Raw genomic sequence first — 21,336 nt, 5'->3', positions numbered from 1 at the left:
CCATGGTCGCGACACCCAACGGCTTTACCCTCGACAACACCGGCCGCCGCATCGTGGTGGACCCGGTGACCCGGATCGAGGGCCACATGCGCTGCGAAGTCAACGTCGACGAGCAGGGCATCATCCGCAACGCGGTCTCGACCGGGACGATGTGGCGGGGGCTCGAGGTGATCCTCAAGGGCCGCGACCCGCGCGACGCCTGGGCCTTCACCGAGCGGATCTGCGGCGTCTGCACGGGCACGCACGCGCTGACCTCCGTCCGCGCGGTCGAGGATGCTCTGGGGATCTCGATCCCCGACAACGCGAACTCGATCCGCAACATGATGCAGCTGAACCTGCAGATCCACGACCACATCGTGCATTTCTACCACCTGCACGCGCTGGATTGGGTGAACCCGATCAACGCCTTGCGCGCCGATCCGAAGGCAACGTCCGAGCTTCAGCAGAAGGTCTCGCCCAGCCACCCGATGTCCTCGCCGGGCTATTTCCGCGACGTGCAGAACCGGCTGAAGAAGTTCGTGGAGTCAGGTCAGCTTGGCCTCTTCAAGAACGGCTACTGGGACAACCCGGCCTATCTGCTGCCGCCCGAAGCCGACCTGATGGCCACGACCCACTACCTCGAGGCGCTGGACCTGCAGAAGGAAGTGGTCAAGGTCCACACGATCTTCGGCGGCAAGAACCCGCATCCGAACTGGCTGGTGGGCGGCGTTCCCTGCCCCATCAACGTGCATAGCGTGGGCGCGGTCGGCGCCATCAACATGGAGCGGCTGAACCTCGTCTCCTCGATCATCGACCAGTGCACCACCTTCGTGAACAACGTCTATATCCCGGACGTGATCGCGATCGGCGGCTTCTACAAGAGCTGGCTCTACGGAGGTGGCCTGTCGTCGAAATCCGTGCTGGCCTATGGCGACATCCCCGAGCATCCGAACGATTTCTCGCCCGGCCAGCTTCACCTGCCGCGCGGGGCGATCATCAACGGCAACCTCAACGAGGTGCATGACGTCGATGTGCGCGACCCCGAGCAGGTGCAGGAATTCGTGGACCATTCCTGGTATTCCTACGGCGAGCCGGGCCGAGGCCTGCATCCCTGGGACGGCCGGACCGAGCCCAGGTTCGAGCTGGGCCCCAACGCCAAGGGCAGCCGGACCAACATCCAGGAACTCGACGAGGCCGCCAAATATTCCTGGATCAAGGCCCCGCGCTGGAAGGGCCATGCGATGGAGGTGGGCCCGCTTGCCCGCTACATCATCGGCTATGCCAAGGGTCACGAGGACATCCGAAACCAGGTCGAGGGGCTGCTGCGCACCATGGACCTGCCGGTCAATGCGCTCTTCTCGACGCTGGGCCGCACCGCCGCCCGCGCGCTCGAGGCGGAATATTGCTGCCGGCTGCAGAAGCACTTCTTCGACAAGATGATCACCAACATCCGCAACGGCGACAGCTCGACCGCCAATGTCGAGAAATGGGAACCGCGGACCTGGCCCCGCGAATGCAAGGGCGTCGGCATGACCGAGGCGCCGCGCGGCGCCCTCGGCCACTGGATCCGCATCAAGGACGGCCGGATCGAGAACTATCAATGCGTGGTGCCGACGACCTGGAACGGCAGCCCTCGCGATACTGCCGGAAATATCGGCGCTTTCGAGGCCAGTCTGCTCGATACGAAGATGGAACGGCCGGAAGAGCCGGTCGAGATCCTGCGCACGCTGCATTCCTTCGACCCGTGCCTTGCCTGCTCGACCCACGTCATGTCACCAGACGGTCAGGAACTGACGACCGTGAAGGTCCGCTGAGGGAGACTACCGGATGAAAAAGATCGCAACTGCCGCCCTGCTCGCCGCCGCTGCCACGCCGGCCCTCGCCCATACGGGGCATGGGGACGCGTCCGGCCTCGTGCACGGGCTGGTGCATCCGATCCTCGGGCCGGATCACCTGCTGGCCATGCTCGGCGTGGGGATCTGGTCCGGCTTTGCCATGCCGCGTCACCTCTGGGCGGGGGCCGCCACCTTCCTCGCCGCGATGACGGCGGGCGCGGCGCTTTCGTGGGCAGGCGTGGCCATCCCGATGGTGGAGACCTGGATCGTCACGTCGGTCGTCCTTGCGGGGCTGCTGGTGGGTCTGGCCCGCGCGGGGCAGGCCAAGGCCTTCACGGCGCTGTCACTCGCCGCCATTGCGGCCTTCGCCGCCTGCCACGGCCATGCCCACGCCTCGGAGGCGACCGGAACGGTCGGGCTCTATCTGGCGGGCTTCCTCGTCTCCACCGCGGCCCTGCATGTCGCCGGCATCGGCCTTGCGCGCCTCGCAGCCCGCGGGCGGGCGGCGCGGATGGTGCAGTCGGCGCTGGGTGCGGCGATCGCGGGATCCGGCCTCTTTCTGATGGCGGGGTGACGCCATGGCGATGGACACCGAAGTCGTCACGATCCACGTCCCCAACCCCAAGGCGCCCCTGCCGCTCGAGGCCTCGCGCAAGACCGGAACGGCCCGCCCCGAGGACATCGAGAGCATCTTTCACAAGACCTCCGTCTATGTGTACGAGGTGCCCGTCCGGGTCTGGCACTGGCTGAACGCCGCGATGATCTTCATCCTGATCGGCACGGGCTACCTGATCGCCTCGCCGCTGCCGACGATGGAGATGGCCGAGGCCACGGATCAGTTCGTCATGGGCTACATCCGCTTTGCCCATTTCGCCGCCGGGCAGCTGCTGACCGTGGCCTTCGCCGCCCGGATCCTCTGGGCCTTCTTCGGCAACGTCCATTCGCGGCAGATGTTCAAGCTGCCGATCCACAACCTGCGCTGGATCCGCGAGCTGATCTTCGAACTGAAGTGGTATCTCTTCCTCGTGCCGGAACCGCGCAAGTATGTGGGGCACAACCCGCTCGCCCATGCCGCGATGTTCTTCTTCATCACGCTGGGCATGACCTTCATGATCGTCACCGGCTTTGCCCTTTATGCCGAAGGCACCGGACAGGGCTCGTTCTACGACGTCACCTTCGGCTGGGTGCTGGGCCTCGTGGGCAATTCGCAGCGGCTGCATACGCTGCACCACCTCGGCATGTGGGCGATCGTGGTCTTCACCATCATCCACATCTACGCCGCCATCCGCGAGGACATCATGTCCCGCCAGTCCATGCTCTCGACCATCGTCTCGGGCTGGCGAACCTTCAAGGACGACCGCGTGGAATAGAGAGATACCGGGAGAATCTTTGCCCGGCGGAGGGCGCGGCGCAACGTCGCGCCCTTTCGCGTTCTGCAAGCGGCCTGATCGGCAACGGCGCAAAAGTGGAACATCATCTTCCAGTCCGGCGACCGCCGGACGGCCCCGGAGCGGCCGAAATCCGTTCAGAAGCAAGGATATGGCAAAATGTCGCGGCCCATGTCCTTTTTGCGTTCCGCGGCAAGACTGCAAAGAATACTTTCACTGAAACGAGCGGGCAGAAAAGCCCGTTGCCAGCTGCGGTCGGAGGAGGGACCAATGCCAGCATCGCTCCCGGAACGGGTGCTCATCCTTGGGATAGGCAATATCCTGTGGGCGGACGAAGGCTTCGGCCCGCGCTGCATCGAGGCGCTGGCCGAACGCCATGCCTTCCCGAGCCGCGTCCGGCTGCTCGACGGCGGGACGCAAGGCCTCTACCTGCTGCCGTTTCTCGAAGAGGCTGACGCCCTCCTGGTCTTCGACGCGGTGGACTACGGGCTCGCGCCCGGCACGCTTCTGACCGTGCGGGACGATGAGGTCCCCGCCTTCATGGGCGCCAAGAAGATGAGCCTGCACCAGACCGGCTTTCAGGACGTGCTCGCCACCGCGCAGCTTCTGGGCCGCTGCCCCGAACGCCTGACCCTGATCGGCTGCCAGCCCGAGGAACTCGAGGATTACGGCGGCAGCCTGCGCCCCGTCGTCGCCGCCCGCATCGCACCCGCCCTGCAGGTGGCGCTGGAGGAACTGGCGGCATGGGACGTCACGCCCCTGCCCGGCCAAAGCCATGTCGAGGGCCTCGCCGACGCCTCGCTGCGCCGCGCCGCCTATGAGTCCGGCCGCCCGTCCGAGACGGACGCCTGCCGCAGCGGCGACGACCGCTTCTTCCCCGAGGGCGCCTGATGTGCGTCGGTGATCCCCACCGCCTCGCCTGCGTCGAAGGCATCGCGGGCAGGACCGAGGACGGCACGCTGATCGACCTCAGCCTGACGCCCGAGGCGCGCGCCGGCGACTGGGTGCTCTGCTTTCTCGGTGCCGCGCGCGAGGTGATCACGGCCGACGCCGCCGCGAGGATCGCCGACGCGCTCGCGGCGCTCCGGGCCGTAATGGCGGGCGGCGAGGTGGGCGCGGCCTTCGCCGATCTCGACCGTCCGCCGAGCCTTCCCCCCCACCTTCAGGCTGCGCTCGACGCAGGCCAGAGCCACGGATGACGCCATGACCCACCCGCTGATCGCCCGTCTCGAGACCGACCTCGGCTGGCCGCGACTCCGCTCGATGGAAGAGGTCGAGACCTTCACGGCCCGTCCCGGCGCCCACTGCCTCTTCATCCCCGGCGACTCGGCGCGCAACCTCGAGACCGCCGACGCCGCGGTGGTCCTGCCGGAACTGGTGATGACCTTCCAGCGCGCCTTCGATGCCGCCGTCGTCGATGAGGCGATCGAGGCCGCGCTTCGTGAGCGGACCCGTGCCCTGCGCACCCCCAGCTTCCTCTTCTACCACGAAGGCCGCTACCTCGGCGCCATCGAGAAGATCCGCGACTGGGGCGACTACACGACCCGCATTCCGCAGATCCTCGGCCTCGCTTCCGTCTGAAAGGCGCGTTCATGAACCCGTTCAACCTTCCTCCCACGGGCTTCGGTCCCGGCTCTCAGCCCTCCGAAGGCGACGACGAACTGGCCTTCATGCCGCTGCCGTCCGGGATGCGCACCTATTCGGCGCACCTGCCCGACGTCGAGGATACGTCCCGCGTCGCCCCGGCCATGGCCCTCCTGAAGGACGTGGCCGCCGCCTGCGATGCCGCCTCGCGCGGTGGTCCCGGCGCGGGCTTCGACCTGAGCGGGCTCGACCCCGAGAACCGGGCCCTGATCGCCGAGACGCTGGGTCAGGGAGAGGTGTCGATGCGGCTGCGCGGGATACCCGCGCTGATGGTGCAGGAAAGCGTCTTTGCCGGCGTCTGGGCCGTGGCGGGCGAGGGCGTCCAGCGGATCGAGGTCGGCCCCGTGCCCGAGGCCGCGCGGACCCGCGCCTTCGTACCCTTCCGCCCGGCGCTGACGCCTGTGGGAGACCGGCCTCAGGGGGTGGTGAACGCCCCTGCCCTTCTGGCCGAACTGCTCGAGAAATCCGTCACTTGGCAGGCCGGAGACGATCCATGGGTCGTGAACCTCAGCCTCCTTCCGCACACCGAGGAGGATCTGGCCTGGCTCGACCGGATGCTTGGCAAGGGTGCGGTCACGATCCTGTCGCGCGGCTATGGCAACTGCCGGGTGACGGCGACCGCCGTGCCGCAGGTCTGGCGCGTGCAGTATTTCAACTCGATGGACACGCTGATCCTCGACACGTTCGAGGTGACGCTGATGCCGGAGGTCGCCCTGGCGGCGCAGGAAGATCTGGCCGACAGCGGCGCCCGCATCCTCGAGGTGCTGGAGGCGATCCGGTGAGCGGCTTCGAAGGATCCTACCTCGGCGCGAACGACCGGATCAGCCCGGCGGCCATGATGGAATGCAAGGTCTGCTGGACACCCTATGACCCCGGACAGGGCGACGATTTCCGCCAGATCCTGCCCGGCACTCCCTTTTCCGCCTTGCCCGAAGACTGGTCCTGCCCGAACTGCTCGGCCCCGAAAAACCAGTTCATGGTCCTGTCCGACCCCGGCTCCTTCATGGCGGACCGCGTGGCGCGGCTGGTCTCGGACTTCGAGGAGATCTGGCACTCCCGCATGCGCGACGTGCCGCTGTCGAACCGTTCGCTGCATGTCGAGGCGGTGGGCTTCATGCTGCACGAGGGGCGGCCTCTGGGCGTGCTGGTTGCGCCGTGGTTCATGAACCTGATCCTGCTGCCCGCAGAGGGAGAGGATTGGGGCGCGCTGGCCGCGGGTGCGAAAGAGCATGTCCTGTTCCCCTCGGGCAGCTACGAGTTCATTCACAACGTCCGGCCGGCGGTCGGCGGCTACAAGGCCTGCTCGCTCTTCTCGCCGATGAACGATTTTTTCAGCCAGCTTCAGGCGGTGGAGGTCGCGCGGGCCGTGATGGTGGCGCTGTTCGATGCGGAGAACCGGGCCGACAGCGATCGCGCCGCGGATATCCGTGAAGCGCGCGAGGCGGAACTTGCCCCGCCGCCAGCGCCGGAGCCCAGTCGCAGGGCCGTCATCACCGCTGGCATCTCGGACGCGTGATGATGGGCTCCGTCTCCATAAGCCTCGGATCCAGAGGGCCGGAGATCGCGGTCTCACCGGCGTTGCCGATCGGGGCGCTGATGCTGGGCCGCAGCCCCGAGGCCGCGGCCGACCTTCTGCCGCGGATCTTCAACCTCTGCCCTGTGGCGCAAGCGACGGCGGTGCGGCTGGCCCTCGGTCTGCCCCTTCCTGCGCATGCCGATCTGGAGCAGGAGATCCGGCGCGAACACCGGCTGAAGCTCTCGGTGATCTGGCCGATGATGCTTGGCCTGCCGGGCGAGCCCGAAGGCGATCTGCCGGAACCCTGCGATCTGGATGGCTGGCTGTCGCGGCACCCGCTGTTCGCGCGCCTGGCCGACCTGTTCGCGCCGGGCGAGGCCGCCTGCGACCTGCCCGCTTACGAGTCCGCGCGCGGCATCAGCGCCTGCGCATGCGACAATTCTCCGTCCGCGCGGCGAGAGGCTCATCCCACCCTGCGCGCGGTGGCAGACCGCTGGGGCCGCGGGCCGCTCTGGCGCGCGATGGGCCGCCTTGCGGACCGCACGGATGCGCCCCTGCCGGTCCGGCTGCCCGATGGCACCGCCCTGGTGCCGGCCGCGCGGGGCACCTATGTCCTGCGCGCGCGCGCAGAGGGCGGCGTGATCACCGGCTTCGAGCGCACGACCCCGACGGACCATCTTCTCACCCGCGGCGGGGTGCTGGAGAAAAGCCTTTTCGCGTTGCCCGCCGACAAGGCCCGCCTTGCCCCGATCCTGCTCGCCATTCTCGATCCCTGCGTGCCCGCCCGCGTGACGGAGGCTGCCGATGCATGAGATGTCGATCTGCGAGGGGATCCGCGGCATCGTCGAGGATCAGGCGCGGGCCCACGGCTTCGCTTCGGTCCGGGTTCTCCGGCTCGAGATCGGCCGTTTCGCCGGGGTCGAGCCTGCGGCCCTGACCTTTGCCTTCGACGTGGTGATGCGCGGCGGCCCGGCCGAGGGCGCGCGGCTCGAGATCACCCATCTTCCGGGCCGCGCGATGTGCTACGACTGCGCCGAAGAGGTCGAGATCGCCGACCGCTTCGACCCCTGCCCGCGCTGCGGCGGCGGCAAGCTCATGCCCATTTCGGGCGACGAAATGCGGATCAAGGACATGGAGGTTCAGTGATGTGCACGGTTTGCGGTTGCAGCGGCGAGGTTACCTTCGAGGCGGGTCACAGTCCCCGTCACGCAAACCACCATCATCACGGCCTCGGCCCCGCCGGTGTCAGCGTCCCCGGCCTGAGCCAGGAGCGGCTGATCGAGGTCGAGACGGATATCCTGTCCAAGAACAACATTCACGCGATGGCCAATCGGCACCGGCTGCGAGAGCTTGGCATCCATGCGGTCAACCTCGTCTCCTCGCCCGGATCGGGCAAGACCACGCTTCTGTACAAAACCATTTCAATGCTTGGGGATTGTCCGCTGGCCGTGATCGAGGGCGACCAGCAGACCAGCAACGACGCCGACCGCATTCGCGCCACGGGGGCGCCCGCGATCCAGGTGAACACCGGCAAGGGCTGCCATCTTGACGCGCATATGGTCGGTCACGCGATGGAGGATCTGCGCCTCGTCCCCGGATCCCACCTCTTCATCGAAAATGTCGGAAATCTCGTCTGCCCGGCGGCCTTCGATCTGGGCGAGGATGCCAAGGTCGCGATCCTGTCCGTCACCGAAGGTGAGGACAAGCCCCTGAAATATCCCGACATGTTCACTGCGGCCCGGCTTGCGATCCTGAACAAGGTCGATCTTGCGCCCTACTGCGAGGTGGACCTCGATCTTTACGAAGCGAACCTGCGCCGGGTCAACCCGACGATCGAGATCCTGCGCGTCTCGGCCCGCACCGGCGAGGGACTGGAGACCTGGGTGAAATGGCTGTCCGCCCGCCGCGCGGCGAAGATGCTCGGGTTGCGCCGCTGATGGGTTCGCGTCCGCTGATCCTTCTGGTCGATGACGAGCCGCACGCGCTTTCCGCGATGCGCATGGCGCTCGAGGACGAGTTCGACATCGCCACGGCCCCGTCGGCCGAAGAGGGCCTGAAGATCCTCGAGGATCAGTGGGTGCAGGTCGTGATCTCGGACCAGAGGATGCCGGGCATGACCGGCGTCGCCTTTCTCGCCCAGGTGCGCGAGCGTTGGCCCGAGACGGTTCGCATCATCCTCACGGGGTACACCGACGCCTCGGCCATGGTGGCGGCCATCAACGAGGCCGGCATCCACCAGTTCCTGACCAAACCCTGGATCCCGGACCAGCTGGTGATGGCCACGCGGAGCGCGGCACGGCTCTTCCAGCTCGCCCGCGAGAACGAGCGGCTGGCGCTGGAGATGCGTTTTCTCAATTCGACCGTCGAGAACCGGCTGGAGAAGCGGCGGCGGGCGCTGCGCGAGGGGATGGGCTTCGAGACGATCCTGCGCTCCCCCTCGTCGCCGATCAACGCGGTGGTCAGCGCCGCGCGCCAGTTCGCAAGCTTCGACGTGCCGGTGCTGCTGACGGGCGAGCCGGGGACGGGCAAGGCCCAGCTGGCGCGGGCGATGCATTACGGGTCGCTCCGGTCGGACCGGCCGTTCCACGAGTTCAACCTGCAGGGCGTGCCGGATGAGCTGGCGGCCATCGAGCTTTTCGGGGCCAAGCGCGGGGTCTCGGCCGGCAACACGGCCCGGATCGGTCTGGCGCAGAAGGCAGACCGCGGCACGCTCTATCTCGGGGCGATCGACAGCGCCTCGCCCGCGTTGCAGATGGCGTTGATGCGGATGCTGTCCTCGGGCGCCTTCAGTCCGGTGGGCGGGCAGGAGACGCTGACCACCAACCTGCGCCTGATCGCGGGCTCGCACCGCGACCTCAAGGGTCTGGTCGCCGAGGGCCGGTTCCGCGCCGATCTCTACTATGCGCTCTCGGCCGGAGAGATCGCGGTGCCCCCCTTGCGCGCGCGCCGCGGCGACGTGGCGATCCTTGCGCAGTCGCTCTTGGCCGAGCTGTCGGCGCAGCATGGCAAGCCCGTCCACGACATCGAGCCGGCGGCGCTGGAGTTCCTCGAGAATTACGACTGGCCCGGCAACCTGCGGGAGCTGTCGAACGAGGTCCTGCGGATGCTGGTCTTCGCGCAGGGCCGGGTGCTGGGGGCGGACCTGATCTCGCGGCCCATCCTGCAGGCCCCGCCCGCGGAAGGCGGCGCCGATCGGTCGGCCGAGGCCGTCCTGACCGCCGACGGCACGCTGAAGGACCGCGTGGAGCTGATCGAGATGCGCATCCTGCGCGAGACCCTCACGCGCCAGCGCTGGAACAAGAGCCGCGCGGCCGCAGAACTGGGGCTGAGCCGCGTCGGCCTGCGGGCAAAGCTCGACCGTTATGGCATCGCCGACCCCGCGGGCCGGCTGGCCGCCGAAGAGGAGGAAGACTGACATGTGCCTCGGCATTCCCGGCCGCATCACGGCCATCACCGACGCGGACCGCCTGATGGCGATGGCCGAGGTCTCGGGCGTGCGCCGCGAGGTCAGCGTCGCCTGCGTGGCCGAGGGTCCGCTGGAGGGGCTGGTCGGCCGTTGGGCGCTGATCCATGTGGGCTTTGCCATGAGCCTGATCGACGAGGACGAGGCCGAAAGAACGCTTGAGGCGCTGCGCGATCTCGGCGAGGCGCAGGAGGCGCTCGAGGCCATGGCCGAAGGCGCCCGCGCGCTGGAGGAACGCGCATGAAGTTCGCCTCGGAGTTCCGCGACCCGGCGCTGGCAAAGTCGCTGATTGCCGCCATCTCGGCGCAGGCCGACCGGCTCGGCGCCCGCCGGGAGCGGCCGGTGCACATCATGGAGATCTGCGGCGGCCATACCCATGCGATCTTCCGCTACGGCCTCGACAAGCTGGTGCACGAGGGGATCGAATTCATCCACGGCCCCGGCTGCCCGGTGTGCGTCCTGCCCATGAGCCGGGTGGACGAATGCATCGCGATCGCCGAGCGGCCGGAGGTGATCTTCACCACCTTCGGCGATGCGATGCGCGTGCCGGGCGCGCGCGGCTCGCTTCTGCAGGCCAAGGCGCGGGGGGCCGACATCCGCATGGTCTATTCGCCGCTCGACGCGCTGGAACTCGCGCGGCGCAATCCGGGGCGCGAGGTGGTCTTCTTCGGTCTCGGATTCGAGACCACGACGCCCTCCACGGCGCTCCCGATCCAGCAGGCGGCGCGCGAGGATCTGCGCAACTTCAGCGTCTTCTGCAACCATATCACGGTGCCCGAGCCGATCCGCGCCCTGCTCGACGATCCCGACATGATGCTCGACGGCTTCATCGGGCCGGGCCATGTGAGCATGGTGATCGGCACCCACCCCTACGACTTCATCCCGCGCGATTACGGCAAGCCGATCGTGGTGGCGGGGTTCGAGCCGACCGACCTGCTGCAATCGGTCCTGATGGTGCTGACCCAGATCGCCGAGGGCCGGGCGGAGGTCGAAAACCAGTATGCCCGCGTGGTGCCTGAGCATGGCAATCCGGTGAGCCTTGCCGCGATCGCGGATGTCTATGAGCGGCGGCCGAGCTTCGAGTGGCGGGGTCTGGGCGAGATCGATGCCTCGGGCCTGCGCATCCGCGAAACCTACGCCGTCTTCGACGCCGAGCGCAGGTTCGGCGTCGGCTATGGCGCAGGCCGGGCGCCCCAGCCAGAGCCCGAAGGCTGCGCCTGCGGCGCGGTGATGACGGGGCGGATCAAGCCCACCGCCTGCCCGCAGTTCGGGCGCGGCTGCACGCCCGAGATGCCCCTCGGCGCGCTGATGGTGTCCTCCGAGGGCGCATGCGCGGCCTACTGGCAGTATGGCGGCGCGCGGGGGCTGGCCGCCGAATAGGGTGGCCACGGATGATATTGGAAGTGAGACAATGGCTCTGAGGGACACCCGTGTCACCCTCGCCCATGGCGGCGGCGGACAGGCGATGCGCGATCTGATCGAGGAGGTCTTCACCTCGGTCTTCGAACCACCGGGAATGGAGGATCAGGCACGGCTGACGGCGGCGGCGCTGGCCGAACCGGGGGCGCGGCTTGCCTTCACGACCGACAGTTTCGTGGTGACGCCGCTGGAGTTTCCCGGCGGCGACATCGGCAAGATCGCGGTCTGCGGCACGGTGAATGATCTAGCGGTGGGGGGCGCGCGGCCGCTCTGGCTCTCGGCCGCCTTCATCATCGAGGAGGGGACCGAGATCGCGCTCCTGCGCCGGATCGTGGCCTCGATGGCGCACGAGGCCGAACTGGCCGGGGTGCGCATCGTGACGGGCGACACCAAGGTGGTCGGCCGCGGGGCGGCGGACGGCCTCTTCGTGACGACCTCGGGCGTGGGCGTGATCCCGGCGGGGCGCGAGCTGTCGGCCGGTGCGGTCCGCTTGGGCGATGTGGCCTTGGTCAACGGCGTTCTGGGCGATCACGGCGCCACGATCCTCGCCGCGCGCGGGGATCTCGCGCTCTCGGCCGATATCGTCTCGGATTGCGCCGGGCTCGGGCATCTGATGGAGGCGGTGCTGGCGGCGGCGCCGAACGCCCGTGGCGCCCGCGATGCAACACGGGGCGGGATCGCCGCGGTGCTGAACGAAATGGCCGAAGCGTCGGGCGCGGGCATCGTCATCGACGAGGTGGCGCTGCCGCTGCGCGAGGAGGTCCGCGGCGTGTGCGAGATCCTCGGCCTCGATCCGCTCTATCTGGCGAACGAAGGCCGGCTGGTGATCTTCGTCCCCGAGGCGGAGGCAGAGGCTGCGCTTGCGGCGATGCGTGCCTTGCCCGAAGGCAGGGGCGCCTGCGCCATCGGCCGGGCGGTCGCCGACCATCCGGGGCAGGTGCGCATGACGACGGCCTTCGGCGGAAGCCGGATCGTGGACATGCTGGTGGGCGAGCAGCTCCCCCGGATCTGCTGACCCCGGAAACGGGGCGCGGTCTCCCGGTCATTCTTCGGGATGGGCCAGCGCCACGGCCTTGAGCCGCGCCACCACCTGCTCGCCGGGGCGAAGCGCCAGCCGGTCCCACGAGAGGCGCGAGATCCCGGCGAGGATGGCCGCACCGCCGCCCCGCTCCCCGAGCGACAGGCGCACCGTCATCTGGTGGCCGGCGCCCTCTTCGGCGCCCTCGATCCGGGCGGGCAGCGCGTTCAGGATCGTCGTATCCTCGGGCATCCCGCGGCCGAGGCTCACGTCGCTGGCCGGGATCCGCAGCCGGCAGCAAGTGCCCGGCGCGCCGAGACAGCCGGGCACCATCAGCCGTCCGCCCGGCACCTCGACCTCCGTCAGCCCGTAGGCCGGATCGGTCGCCACCACCCGCCCGTCCACCACCGCCGCCGGGTTCGGCAACCGGATCAGCGGCAGCGAGGGGTCGGCCAGCAGGTCGGCGATCGGCCCCGCGGCGCGCACCCGGCCCGCCTCCATCAGCACCAGCGTGTCGGCCAGCCGCTCGACCTCGGCGATGTCGTGGCTGACGTAGAGCACCGGGATCGACAGCGCCGCATGAAGCCGCTCGAGATAGGGCAGGATCTCGTCCTTCGAGAAGCGGTCGAGCGCCGACAGCGGCTCGTCCATCAGCAGAAGCCGCGGCTGGGACAGGAGCGCCCGACCGATGGCGATGCGCTGCCGCTCGCCCCCCGACAGCATGGCGGTGGGCCGGTCGAGAAGCGGCGCGATGCCCAGAAGGGCGATCACCTCCTCCATCCCGATCCGCGCCTCGGCCCCCGACCGGCGCAGGCCGAAGCGCAGGTTCTGCTCGACCGAAAGATGGGAGAAAAGGCTCGCCTCCTGAAAGACATAGCCGATCGCGCGGCGATGAGGCGGCAGGAAGCGGCGACCCTCCTGCCAGACCTCGCCATTGACGGCGAGGCGCGAGCCGGGCAGCCGCATCAGCCCCGCCATGCCGCGCAGCACGCTGGTCTTGCCGCAGCCCGAAGGGCCGAAGAGCGCCGTGATCCCGCGCCCCGGCACGGTGAAGCGCGCCGCAAGATCAAAGCCGCCCAGCCGGCCGCGAAAGTCCGCCTCGATCATCGCCGCGCCCCTTTCAGTCGCCGCTCGATCAGCAGCATGGCGAGGATCACGAGGAAGGACATCGCCAGCATCCCGCCCGCCAGCACATGCGCCTTGCCCCATTGCAGCGTCTCGACATAGTCGAAGATCGTGACCGACAGCACCTTGGTCTGGCCCGGAATGCCGCCGCCGATCATCAGCACCACGCCGAACTCGCCGACCGTATGGGCAAAGCCGAGGATCGCGCCGGTGAAGATCCCCGGCAGGGCCAAGGGCAGCGCCACGGTGAAGAAGGCATCCAGCGGCGAGGCCCTGAGCGTCGCCGCCACCTCCATCGGGCGCGGCCCCATCGCCTCGAAGGCGTTGCGGATCGGGTTCACGACAAAGGGCAGCGAGTAGATCACCGATCCCACCACCAGCCCCTCGAAGGTGAAGGACAGCTTGCGGCCCAGCAGCGCGGTCAGCGGCGAGGCCGGGCCCATCGCGATCAGCAGGTAGAAGCCGAGCACGGTGGGCGGCAGCACGATGGGGAGGGCGACGATCGTGGCCACGATCTCCTTCCAGAGACCGCCCGCGCGCGACAGCCACCAGGCCAGCGGCGTGCCGACCAGCAGCAGCACCGCCGTCGAGATCACGGCCAGCTTCAGCGTGAGCCAGATCGTCTCGATCATCGCCGCGTCGAACAGCGGGGCTGCCTCGGTCATGGGTCAGTCCTCCAGCGTGTAGCCGTAGCGTTCGATGATCGCGCGCGCCTCGGGCGTCCGCAGGAAATCGAGGAAGGCGCGGGCGGCCTCGCTGGTCTCGCCCGCCTTCAGCAGCACCGCATCCTGCCGGATCGGGGCGTGCAGCTCGGACGGCACCCTCCAGCGCGAGCCCTTGTCCTCCGAAATCACCTGGCTGAGCGCGACAAACCCCACAGGCGCGTTGCCGGTGGCCACGAACTGGTGCGCCTGGCTGATGCTCTTGCCGGTCACCAGCCTCGGCCTGAGCGTGTCGTACAGCCCCAGCGCCTGCATCGTCTCGACGGCCGCGGCCCCGTAGGGGGCGGCGGCGGGATCGGCGATGGCGACATGGGCAAGGTCGGGGCGGCGCAGCGCGCCTTCCGTGCCGTCGATCAGCGCGGGGTCGGCGCTCCACAGCACCAGCGCGCCGATGGCGTAGGTGAAGCGCGTGCCGGGAACGGCCAGCCCCTCGGCCTCGGCCTTCTCCGGGCGCGTCTGATCGGACGAGAGAAACACCTCGAACGGCGCCCCCTGCGCGATCTGGGTGTAGAACTGCCCCGCGGGGCCGAAGCTGAAGCTCACGGTATGGCCGGTGGCGGCGGTGAAGGCCGCGGCGATCTCGGCCGCGGGTTCGGTGAAGTTGGCGGCGACGGCGGCCAGGGTCTCGCCGGCACCGGCGGGGGCGGCCAGAAGCGCCGCGGCAAGGGTCGCGGCGAGCGCCGCGCGCAGGGGGGGCAGGCGGAGGTTCATGGGGTTCGTCCTTTTCCGAAGCATCACGGCATCGCCAGAATGACGTGGCTCGCCTTGACGAGCGCGGTGGCGCGGTCGCCGGGTTGCAGGTTCAGTTCGCGCGCGCTTTCCAGTGTGATGATCGCGGCCATGGTCTTGCCGCCGCCGAGGTCGAGCACGATTTCCGAGTTCACCGCCCCGTCCTGGCGGCTGGCGACCGAGCCCGTCAGCCGGTTGCGCACCGACATCCGTCCCGGCGCGTCGCCCGCCGCGAGGATCACGAAGCTCGACTTGATCAGGGCAAAGACCTCGGTGCCGGGGGCCAGGCCCAGATCCTCGGCGCTGCGCTCGGTGATGGTGGCGGTGAGGGTTTGCCCGTCGGCAAGATCCATCGTCACCTCGGCGCTCACCGCGCCTTCGGTGACCTTGGTGACCGTGCAGCGATAGACGTTGCGGGTGCTGGTCTTCATGAAGAGGCTCCAGAGTGGGTTGAGGGACGTGTCGGGCCCTCCGAGACCTGCCTCGAGCGCGTTCACGACGCGGGCAAGGCCGTCTTCGACGGCGGCAAAGGTGGCGATGACGCGCTCTCCGGCTGGCGTGATGGTCGCGCCGCCGCCCGCCCGGCCACCCGGTGCCGCGCGGACGAGGGGCGTGGCGAAGAGGTTGTTCATCGCGGCCACCGCGTCCCAGGCCGCCTTGTAGGACAGCCCCACCGCCCGCGCCGCGCCCGAGATCGACCCCTGATCGCCGATCGCGCGCAGAAGCCGGATGCGCTCGCCGCCCATCCGCGGCAGGCCGCCCCTTTGCAGGATCAGGGCGCCGCGAAGATCCTCGTCCGTCATGTCAGCCCTCCGTTATGTAGTCCGACACTACAGCGGGAAGCATCGCCCGTGCCAACCCCTGATTTCGTTGCGCCGGTGCGGTTCGATCGGCGCAAGGCCCCGACCATTGTCGGATACCGGACAGCGGCGGAGGGCGGCGATGTCGGACAGGAGGCGGTTGCACCCGCACCGGAGCTGGGCGAGGATTGCCCCTTCCACCACCCGACGGGCGCCCCTCCGTCGTCCACCCTTTCCGGCGGCGGCTCGTCCGCCGCGGCACCGCAGGAGCAAGCATGAGCGATCCATCCGACTACACGCCGCCGGAGGTCTGGACCTGGGAGCCGGGGAATGGCGGGCGCTTTGCCAACATCAACCGGCCCACGGCAGGCGCCACGCACGAGCGCGAACTGCCCGTCGGCAAGCATCCGTTCCAGCTTTACTCGCAGGGCACCCCGAACGGGCAGAAGGTCACGATCCTGTTCGAGGAGCTGCTCGAGGCGGGCCATGCGGGCGCGGAATATGATGCCTGGCTGATCGAGATCGGCAAGGGCGACCAGTTCGGTTCGGGCTTCGTCGCGCTCAACCCGAACTCGAAGATCCCCGCCCTGCTCGACCGCTCGGGTCCCGAGCCGGTGCGCCTGTTCGAGTCCGGTGCGATCCTGATGCATCTGGCCGAGACGTTCGGAGCCTTCCTGCCCGCGGGCGGGGCGGCACGGGCCGAGACGCTGTCGTGGCTCTTCTGGCAGATGGGCTCGGCGCCGTTCCTAGGCGGCGGCTTCGGCCATTTCTACGCCTATGCGCCGGTGAAGATCCGCTACGCCATCGACCGCTACGCGATGGAGGCCAAACGGCAGCTCGACGTGCTCGACCGGCGGCTGGCCGACAACGAGTATCTCGCAGGCAGCGACTACACGATCGCCGACATGGCGGTCTGGCCCTGGTATGGCGCGCTGGCGAAGGGCTGGATCTATGGCGATGCCGGCCGGTTCCTGTCCACCCACGAATATCGCCATGTGAACCGCTGGGCCGACCAGCTCTTTGCCCGGCCGGCGGTCCGGCGCGGGCGGATGGTCAACCGCACCTCGGGCCCGCTCGACGAGCAACTGCACGAGCGGCACGCGGCCTCGGACTTCGAGACCCGGACACAGGACAAGCTGGACGCCGGCGCCTGAGCCGCCTCGGGGGCCGCGTGCCTTGCGGCCCCTTCACGAGACCGGCCGCGCCTCAGGCCGCCCGGGGGGGAGCGCCGATCCAGTCGGTGAACTCGTCGAGCCGCGCGTAGGTGGCCGGCCGCAGCCTGCCCCATTTCGATCCATCACAGACCAGATACCGCTGCCGCGACCGGGCGATGGCCGCCCGCTTCACCGGCACCTCGTGGAAGTGGAAGCAGGTCACGCCCTCGGTCTCATGCACGCCCGCGGCCGAGAAGAAGCCCTTGGTGATGTTGATCCGCCCGAGCATCGCCACCGCCTCGTCCGAAGAGAAGCTCGCCGTTTCGGGGTGGTAGATCCCCGCCAGCAGGATCAGCGTCACGCCCGGCAGCCGCGCCACCCGCTCGGCGATGTTCAGCGCCTGCGTCACCACCGTCACGCGCGCGTTCGGCGGCACCTTGGCGGCGAGATGGGGCGTGGTCGTGCCGCAATCGAGGAAGATCGTGTCGCCCGGCTCGATCAGCGCGGCCGCGCGTCCGGCCAGCGCCTCCTTGGCGTCGGCCTCCGAGGCTTCGGCCTTGGTCAGCGAATAGCCTTCGGCCCCTTCGGCGGCGCGCATGACGTAGCCGCCAAGGCAGACGAGCCCGCCCTCTCCGCCGCTCAGGTCGCGCCGGATCGTGATCTCGGAGGCGCCGATCTGCCGTGCGGCTTCGCCGATATGCAGGATGGCCCCGGCTCGGCACAGCTCGCCAAGCGCCGCGATCCTCCCGGTCCTGCCTGATGGTCTTGCCACTTGCACCTCCTGCCGTCGCCGCCATCGCATATCAAACTTTGGATTGACAGCCATGCTCCAGTTTTGAATGAATAAGATCATATTGACGAGATTCGATCAATATTCGCAACCGCAGGACGACGCGAGGAGGAAGCGCGCCGCCCTGTTCCCGAGGGAGGAATTCGGATGAAGATTCTGCTGACGTCGGCGGCGCTGGCGCTGACGGCTCTGGCCGCTCCGGCCGTGGCGCAAGACATCGTGGATGTGTCGAAGGTCAACCAGGACCTGATCGCCACCGCCGACGGCAAGGAATACAGCATTGCCACCGTCGTGAAGGTGGACGGCATCGCCTGGTTCGACCGGATGCGCGACGGCATCGACCAGTTCAAGGGCGACACGGGCCATGACGTCTGGATGGTGGGCCCGAGTCAGGCCGACGCCGCGGCGCAGGTGCAGCTGATCGAGAACCTGATCGCGCAGGGGGTCGATGCGATCTGCGTGGTGCCCTTCTCGGTCGAGGCGGTGGAGCCGGTGCTGAAGAAGGCGCGTGACCGCGGCATCGTGGTCATCACCCACGAGGCCTCGAACATCCAGAACACCGACTTCGACCTCGAGGCGTTCGACAACCTCGCCTATGGCGCGAACCTGATGAAGGAACTCGCCAAATCCATGGGCGAGAAGGGTCAGTATGTCGCCACCGTCGGCTCGCTCACCTCGAAGAGCCAGATGGAATGGATCGACGGCGCGGTGGCCTACCAGAAGGAGAACTACCCCGAGATGAGCCTCGTGGGTGATCGTCTGGAAACCGCCGACGATGCGGCCATCGACTACACCAAGCTCAAGGAAGCGATGACCACCTATCCCGACATCACCGGGATCCTCGGCGCGCCGATGCCGACCTCGGCCGGGGCCGGTCGCCTGATCGCCGAGAGCGGGCTGAAGGACAAGGTCTTCTTCGCGGGCACGGGCCTGCCGTCGGTCGCGGGCGAATATCTGCAGAACGGCGACATCCAGTACATCCAGTTCTGGGATCCGGCCGTCGCGGGCTATGCGATGAACATGCTCGCGGTGGCGGCGCTCGAGGGCAAGAAGGACGAGATCAAGCCGGGCCTGAACCTCGGCCTCACCGGCTATGAGGATCTCATCGCGCCGGACGAGGCCAACCCGCATCTGCTTTATGGCGCGGGCTGGGTGGGCGTGACCAAGGACAACATGGCCGACTACGACTTCTGATCGGACCGCGATCCTCCCGGATCGCGTCGCGAAGGGGCTCCTCAGGGGCCCCTTCCCTTCCCTGACAGCATGGGCAGGCCATGTCGGACACCCTCATCGAGCTGAGACACATCGGCAAGCGCTTTGGCGGCGTGCGCGCGCTGGACGGCGTGTCGCTGGAGATCCGCCCCGGCGAGATTCATTGCCTCGCCGGCGAGAACGGCTCGGGGAAATCGACCGTCATCAAGGTGATGTCGGGCATCTACACGCCGGACGAGGGCGAGATCCTGATCGACGGCCGCCCGGTGGGCCGGCTCGACCCGATCCGGGCCGTGCAGCATGGCGTGCAGGTGATCTACCAGGACTTCTCGTTGTTCGGAAACCTGACGGTGGCCGAGAACCTTGCGCTCAACACCTATGTGCTCGAGGGGCGCCGCCGGATGGGCTGGCGCCGCGCCCGCAGCATGGCGCGCGAGGTGCTGGGCCGGATCGGCGTGGACATCGACCCCGATGCCGAAGTGGGCACGTTGCCCACCTCCGGCCGGCAGATCGTGGCCATCGCGCGCGCGATCCTGGCCCGCGCTCGGCTCATCATCATGGACGAGCCCACCACCGCGCTTACCCGCCACGAGGTCGATGCGCTCTTCGCCATCGTGCGCGACCTGCAGGCGCAGGGCATCGCCATCCTCTTCGTCAGCCACAAGATGCGCGAGATGCTCGAGATTTCCGAGCGGCTGACCGTCTTCCGCAACGGCCGCAAGGTGGCCGAAGGGCCGATGGCCGACTTTGACGAGGCCGCGATCACCCACGCGATGACCGGCCTCGCGCTCACCGACGATCCCTACCGACCCGCCCTGCCGCCGGGCCCGCCGCTGCTCGAGGTCCGCGGACTGTCGGTGCCGGGCAGTGTGCAGGGCATCGACCTGTCGCTCCGCCCCGGCGAGATCGTGGGCATCTCGGGCCTGATCGGGTCGGGGCGCACCGAGCTTGCCCGCGCGCTCTTCGGCATGGAGCCCAGGATGACCGGCACCATCCGGCTCGAGGGCCGCGAGGTCCATCCCCACTCGGTGCAGGAGGCCATCGCCCTCGGCATTGCCTATGTGCCCGAGGACCGGCTGACCGAAGGGCTGTTCCTGCCGCAATCGATCGAGCGCAACCTCGTGGTCTCGATCCTCGAGCGGCTGCGCCGCGGGCCCTTCCTCGACCGCGCCGCCGTGCGCGACAGGACGCTGGGCATGTTCCGCGACATGCAGATCGCGGCCCCCTCGCCCGAGACGGCGGTGGGCAACCTGTCGGGCGGCAACGCGCAACGGGTGATGCTCGGCCGCTGGCTCCTGACCGGCGCGCGCGTGCTGATCCTGAACGGGCCGACGGTGGGCGTGGATGTGGGCTCCAAGGCCACGATCCACCGCATCATCCGCGACCTCGCGCAGCGCGAGGGGCTGGGTGTGGTGATGATCTCGGACGACGTGCCCGAGCTCGTCACCAACTGCAACCGCATCCACGTCATGCACCGTGGACGTTTCGTCGCCGATCTGGATGGGTCCGGGATGACCGAGGACCGGATCAACGATGCCCTCAAGACACTGAACTGAGCGTCCGATGAAGATCCTGCAGTCCACCGAATTCGTGATCGCCCTCGTGCTTCTGGCCGCGATGGTGCTGATCGGCCTCGTGAACCCGGCCTTCTGGGGCCTCGACAACCTCTTCAGCCTGGCCAAGTCGAACGTCGTCATCGGCATCATGGCGCTCGGCGTGCTGCTCGTGATGATCTCGGGCGGCATCGACGTCTCGTTTCCGGCCATCGCGGTGGCGGCGCTCTACATCGTCGTGCGCGCCATGGTCGAGCTGAACTACAACGGCGTCCTTGTGCCCTTCATCGCGGCCGCGGGGATCGGCCTTGTGCTGGGCGGCTTCAACGCCTTCATCATCGAGCGGTTCCGGATGATCCCGCTGATCGTGACGCTGGGCACGGCCTCGATCGTGCGCGGCCTGGTGCTGGGGCTTCTGGGCAGCTCCATCGTCAACATCAACAAGATGCCAAAGGAGCTGATCGAGTTCGGCCGGCACGACCTGATGACCGTGCAGGCCGCGAACGGGGCGACCTACGGGCTTACCGCGATGGTGCTGGTCTATCTCGGCATCGCGCTCGTCATGCATCTGCTGCTGCGGCACACGATGATCGGCCGCTCGGTCTATGCCTACGGGACGGATGCGGAATCCGCCCGCCGCGCCGGCTTCAACACCCGCCGGACGATCTGGTTCGTCTATTGCCTCGCGGGGCTGCTCGCAGGCTTTGCGGGGATGCTGCATACGTCGATGATCTGGCAGGCCAACCCGCGCGACTTCCAGGGGCTTGAGCTGGACGTGATCGCGGCCGTGGTGCTGGGCGGCGCCTCGATCTTCGGCGGCCGCGGGTCGGTCGTGGGCACGCTGATCGGGGTGTTCATGCTGGTGATGGTCAAGAACTCGCTGATCCTGCTCAAGGTGGACACGACCTGGCAGCGGGTTGTCGTGGGCCTCATCATCGTCGCCGCCACCGCGATCACCGCCTGGCGCGACCGCAAGAAGCTGGCCTGAG

Annotated in this window: 24 protein-coding genes; 19 read left to right on the top strand and 5 right to left on the bottom strand. The window is 68.5% G+C overall.

Annotated features, from left to right (window positions below):
• The first annotated feature begins 2 nt into the window (after nucleotides 1–2).
• From FG154_RS09260 to hypE, 15 genes are all read left to right on the top strand, one after another.
• Nucleotides 3–1,793: a nickel-dependent hydrogenase large subunit gene (locus FG154_RS09260; RefSeq protein ID WP_145106876.1), complete on the top strand. Its 1,791-nt coding sequence runs from the start codon at nucleotides 3–5 to the stop codon at nucleotides 1,791–1,793.
• 13 nt (nucleotides 1,794–1,806) lie between these two features.
• On the top strand, nucleotides 1,807–2,388 hold the full coding sequence (locus tag FG154_RS09255; RefSeq protein WP_145106873.1) for a HupE/UreJ family protein: 582 nt from the start codon (nucleotides 1,807–1,809) through the stop codon (nucleotides 2,386–2,388).
• Nucleotides 2,389–2,398: 10 nt separating this feature from the next.
• Nucleotides 2,399–3,184 (top strand): Ni/Fe-hydrogenase, b-type cytochrome subunit, encoded by a 786-nt coding sequence (gene cybH, locus FG154_RS09250; RefSeq protein ID WP_145106933.1) that lies wholly within the window; start codon nucleotides 2,399–2,401, stop codon nucleotides 3,182–3,184.
• Nucleotides 3,185–3,472: 288 nt separating this feature from the next.
• Nucleotides 3,473–4,093: a HyaD/HybD family hydrogenase maturation endopeptidase gene (locus FG154_RS09245; RefSeq protein WP_145106870.1), complete on the top strand. Its 621-nt coding sequence runs from the start codon at nucleotides 3,473–3,475 to the stop codon at nucleotides 4,091–4,093.
• Nucleotides 4,093–4,401: a HypC/HybG/HupF family hydrogenase formation chaperone gene (locus tag FG154_RS09240; RefSeq protein ID WP_145106868.1), complete on the top strand. Its 309-nt coding sequence runs from the start codon at nucleotides 4,093–4,095 to the stop codon at nucleotides 4,399–4,401. Before FG154_RS09245 ends, FG154_RS09240 begins: the two co-directional genes overlap by 1 nt.
• Before the next feature lie 4 nt (nucleotides 4,402–4,405).
• The gene (locus tag FG154_RS09235) at nucleotides 4,406–4,783 is read left to right on the top strand and encodes a thioredoxin domain-containing protein (protein WP_145106866.1); all 378 of its coding nucleotides are present in this window, start codon (nucleotides 4,406–4,408) and stop codon (nucleotides 4,781–4,783) included.
• Nucleotides 4,784–4,794: 11 nt separating this feature from the next.
• Entirely contained in the window at nucleotides 4,795–5,628 is an 834-nt protein-coding gene (locus FG154_RS09230) for a hydrogenase expression/formation protein (RefSeq protein ID WP_145106862.1), read from the top strand.
• Nucleotides 5,625–6,362 (top strand): [NiFe]-hydrogenase assembly chaperone HybE, encoded by a 738-nt coding sequence (locus tag FG154_RS09225; protein ID WP_145106859.1) that lies wholly within the window; start codon nucleotides 5,625–5,627, stop codon nucleotides 6,360–6,362. Before FG154_RS09230 ends, FG154_RS09225 begins: the two co-directional genes overlap by 4 nt.
• On the top strand, nucleotides 6,362–7,174 hold the full coding sequence (locus FG154_RS09220) for a HupK protein (RefSeq protein ID WP_145106858.1): 813 nt from the start codon (nucleotides 6,362–6,364) through the stop codon (nucleotides 7,172–7,174). Before FG154_RS09225 ends, FG154_RS09220 begins: the two co-directional genes overlap by 1 nt.
• Nucleotides 7,167–7,508: a hydrogenase maturation nickel metallochaperone HypA gene (gene hypA / locus FG154_RS09215; protein ID WP_145106856.1), complete on the top strand. Its 342-nt coding sequence runs from the start codon at nucleotides 7,167–7,169 to the stop codon at nucleotides 7,506–7,508. The genes FG154_RS09220 and hypA overlap by 8 nt, the downstream gene beginning before the upstream one ends.
• Complete coding sequence (gene hypB, locus FG154_RS09210; RefSeq protein WP_145106853.1) at nucleotides 7,508–8,299, top strand: hydrogenase nickel incorporation protein HypB; 792 nt, start codon at nucleotides 7,508–7,510, stop codon at nucleotides 8,297–8,299. Before hypA ends, hypB begins: the two co-directional genes overlap by 1 nt.
• Entirely contained in the window at nucleotides 8,251–9,777 is a 1,527-nt protein-coding gene (locus FG154_RS09205) for a sigma-54-dependent transcriptional regulator (RefSeq protein ID WP_145106851.1), read from the top strand. Before hypB ends, FG154_RS09205 begins: the two co-directional genes overlap by 49 nt.
• A 1-nt stretch (nucleotide 9,778) precedes the next feature.
• Nucleotides 9,779–10,069: a HypC/HybG/HupF family hydrogenase formation chaperone gene (locus FG154_RS09200; RefSeq protein WP_145106849.1), complete on the top strand. Its 291-nt coding sequence runs from the start codon at nucleotides 9,779–9,781 to the stop codon at nucleotides 10,067–10,069.
• A complete protein-coding gene (hypD, locus tag FG154_RS09195; protein WP_145106847.1) occupies nucleotides 10,066–11,205 on the top strand; it encodes a hydrogenase formation protein HypD in 1,140 nt (379 codons plus the stop codon). The genes FG154_RS09200 and hypD overlap by 4 nt, the downstream gene beginning before the upstream one ends.
• A 31-nt stretch (nucleotides 11,206–11,236) precedes the next feature.
• Nucleotides 11,237–12,259 (top strand): hydrogenase expression/formation protein HypE, encoded by a 1,023-nt coding sequence (hypE, locus tag FG154_RS09190; protein WP_145106845.1) that lies wholly within the window; start codon nucleotides 11,237–11,239, stop codon nucleotides 12,257–12,259.
• A 27-nt stretch (nucleotides 12,260–12,286) separates the two neighbouring features.
• Here hypE and modC read toward each other — a convergent pair whose 3' ends face one another.
• From modC to FG154_RS09170, 4 genes are read right to left on the bottom strand one after another with little or no spacing between them, the layout of a single operon-like run.
• Nucleotides 12,287–13,369, bottom strand: a complete 1,083-nt coding sequence (gene modC / locus FG154_RS09185; RefSeq protein WP_145106842.1) for a molybdenum ABC transporter ATP-binding protein — start codon at nucleotides 13,367–13,369, stop codon at nucleotides 12,287–12,289.
• On the bottom strand, nucleotides 13,366–14,052 hold the full coding sequence (gene modB / locus FG154_RS09180; RefSeq protein WP_145106840.1) for a molybdate ABC transporter permease subunit: 687 nt from the start codon (nucleotides 14,050–14,052) through the stop codon (nucleotides 13,366–13,368). Before modB ends, modC begins: the two co-directional genes overlap by 4 nt.
• 3 nt (nucleotides 14,053–14,055) lie before the next feature.
• Nucleotides 14,056–14,820 (bottom strand): molybdate ABC transporter substrate-binding protein, encoded by a 765-nt coding sequence (modA, locus tag FG154_RS09175; RefSeq protein ID WP_145106838.1) that lies wholly within the window; start codon nucleotides 14,818–14,820, stop codon nucleotides 14,056–14,058.
• A 23-nt stretch (nucleotides 14,821–14,843) separates the two neighbouring features.
• The gene (locus tag FG154_RS09170) at nucleotides 14,844–15,641 is read right to left on the bottom strand and encodes a TOBE domain-containing protein (protein ID WP_145106836.1); all 798 of its coding nucleotides are present in this window, start codon (nucleotides 15,639–15,641) and stop codon (nucleotides 14,844–14,846) included.
• 272 nt (nucleotides 15,642–15,913) lie between these two features.
• Between FG154_RS09170 and yghU the strand changes: the two genes are divergently transcribed.
• Complete coding sequence (gene yghU / locus FG154_RS09165) at nucleotides 15,914–16,792, top strand: glutathione-dependent disulfide-bond oxidoreductase (protein WP_145106834.1); 879 nt, start codon at nucleotides 15,914–15,916, stop codon at nucleotides 16,790–16,792.
• 52 nt (nucleotides 16,793–16,844) lie between these two features.
• On the opposite strand, the gene FG154_RS09160 is transcribed toward yghU, so the two are convergent.
• Nucleotides 16,845–17,564 carry a DeoR/GlpR family DNA-binding transcription regulator gene (locus FG154_RS09160; RefSeq protein WP_145106832.1) on the bottom strand — a complete coding sequence of 240 codons (720 nt, stop codon included), beginning with the start codon at nucleotides 17,562–17,564 and terminating at the stop codon, nucleotides 16,845–16,847.
• Nucleotides 17,565–17,729: 165 nt separating this feature from the next.
• Between FG154_RS09160 and FG154_RS09155 the strand changes: the two genes are divergently transcribed.
• The 3 genes from FG154_RS09155 to FG154_RS09145 all read left to right on the top strand — a co-directional run bounded on the left by FG154_RS09155 (nucleotide 17,730) and on the right by FG154_RS09145 (nucleotide 21,335).
• Entirely contained in the window at nucleotides 17,730–18,776 is a 1,047-nt protein-coding gene (locus FG154_RS09155) for an autoinducer 2 ABC transporter substrate-binding protein (RefSeq protein ID WP_145106830.1), read from the top strand.
• Between the two features lie 80 nt (nucleotides 18,777–18,856).
• Nucleotides 18,857–20,350 (top strand): sugar ABC transporter ATP-binding protein, encoded by a 1,494-nt coding sequence (locus tag FG154_RS09150; RefSeq protein WP_145106828.1) that lies wholly within the window; start codon nucleotides 18,857–18,859, stop codon nucleotides 20,348–20,350.
• Nucleotides 20,351–20,357: 7 nt separating this feature from the next.
• Nucleotides 20,358–21,335 (top strand): ABC transporter permease, encoded by a 978-nt coding sequence (locus tag FG154_RS09145; protein ID WP_145106826.1) that lies wholly within the window; start codon nucleotides 20,358–20,360, stop codon nucleotides 21,333–21,335.
• The last annotated feature ends 1 nt before the right edge of the window (nucleotide 21,336 follow it).

It is taken from the genome of Cereibacter sediminicola (assembly GCF_007668225.1).
Lineage (GTDB): Bacteria > Pseudomonadota > Alphaproteobacteria > Rhodobacterales > Rhodobacteraceae > Cereibacter_A > Cereibacter_A azotoformans.
The sequence above is the reverse complement of the archived record's forward strand: the minus strand, read 5'-3'. Positions and strand labels throughout refer to the sequence as shown.

What these genes read in the sequence shown, in the direction of transcription:
- FG154_RS09260 (WP_145106876.1), top strand. Translation starts at nt 3, where the DNA reads ATGGTCGCGACACCCAACGGCTTTACCCTCGACAACACCGGCCGCCGC.
- FG154_RS09255 (WP_145106873.1), top strand. Translation starts at nt 1,807, where the DNA reads ATGAAAAAGATCGCAACTGCCGCCCTGCTCGCCGCCGCTGCCACGCCG.
- cybH (WP_145106933.1), top strand. Translation starts at nt 2,399, where the DNA reads ATGGACACCGAAGTCGTCACGATCCACGTCCCCAACCCCAAGGCGCCC.
- FG154_RS09245 (WP_145106870.1), top strand. Translation starts at nt 3,473, where the DNA reads ATGCCAGCATCGCTCCCGGAACGGGTGCTCATCCTTGGGATAGGCAAT.
- FG154_RS09240 (WP_145106868.1), top strand. Translation starts at nt 4,093, where the DNA reads ATGTGCGTCGGTGATCCCCACCGCCTCGCCTGCGTCGAAGGCATCGCG.
- FG154_RS09235 (WP_145106866.1), top strand. Translation starts at nt 4,406, where the DNA reads ATGACCCACCCGCTGATCGCCCGTCTCGAGACCGACCTCGGCTGGCCG.
- FG154_RS09230 (WP_145106862.1), top strand. Translation starts at nt 4,795, where the DNA reads ATGAACCCGTTCAACCTTCCTCCCACGGGCTTCGGTCCCGGCTCTCAG.
- FG154_RS09220 (WP_145106858.1), top strand. Translation starts at nt 6,362, where the DNA reads ATGATGGGCTCCGTCTCCATAAGCCTCGGATCCAGAGGGCCGGAGATC.
- hypA (WP_145106856.1), top strand. Translation starts at nt 7,167, where the DNA reads ATGCATGAGATGTCGATCTGCGAGGGGATCCGCGGCATCGTCGAGGAT.
- hypB (WP_145106853.1), top strand. Translation starts at nt 7,508, where the DNA reads ATGTGCACGGTTTGCGGTTGCAGCGGCGAGGTTACCTTCGAGGCGGGT.
- FG154_RS09205 (WP_145106851.1), top strand. Translation starts at nt 8,251, where the DNA reads ATGGCTGTCCGCCCGCCGCGCGGCGAAGATGCTCGGGTTGCGCCGCTG.
- FG154_RS09200 (WP_145106849.1), top strand. Translation starts at nt 9,779, where the DNA reads ATGTGCCTCGGCATTCCCGGCCGCATCACGGCCATCACCGACGCGGAC.
- hypD (WP_145106847.1), top strand. Translation starts at nt 10,066, where the DNA reads ATGAAGTTCGCCTCGGAGTTCCGCGACCCGGCGCTGGCAAAGTCGCTG.
- hypE (WP_145106845.1), top strand. Translation starts at nt 11,237, where the DNA reads ATGGCTCTGAGGGACACCCGTGTCACCCTCGCCCATGGCGGCGGCGGA.
- modC (WP_145106842.1), bottom strand. Translation starts at nt 13,369, where the DNA reads ATGATCGAGGCGGACTTTCGCGGCCGGCTGGGCGGCTTTGATCTTGCG.
- modB (WP_145106840.1), bottom strand. Translation starts at nt 14,052, where the DNA reads ATGACCGAGGCAGCCCCGCTGTTCGACGCGGCGATGATCGAGACGATC.
- modA (WP_145106838.1), bottom strand. Translation starts at nt 14,820, where the DNA reads ATGAACCTCCGCCTGCCCCCCCTGCGCGCGGCGCTCGCCGCGACCCTT.
- FG154_RS09170 (WP_145106836.1), bottom strand. Translation starts at nt 15,641, where the DNA reads ATGACGGACGAGGATCTTCGCGGCGCCCTGATCCTGCAAAGGGGCGGC.
- yghU (WP_145106834.1), top strand. Translation starts at nt 15,914, where the DNA reads ATGAGCGATCCATCCGACTACACGCCGCCGGAGGTCTGGACCTGGGAG.
- FG154_RS09155 (WP_145106830.1), top strand. Translation starts at nt 17,730, where the DNA reads ATGAAGATTCTGCTGACGTCGGCGGCGCTGGCGCTGACGGCTCTGGCC.
- FG154_RS09150 (WP_145106828.1), top strand. Translation starts at nt 18,857, where the DNA reads ATGTCGGACACCCTCATCGAGCTGAGACACATCGGCAAGCGCTTTGGC.
- FG154_RS09145 (WP_145106826.1), top strand. Translation starts at nt 20,358, where the DNA reads ATGAAGATCCTGCAGTCCACCGAATTCGTGATCGCCCTCGTGCTTCTG.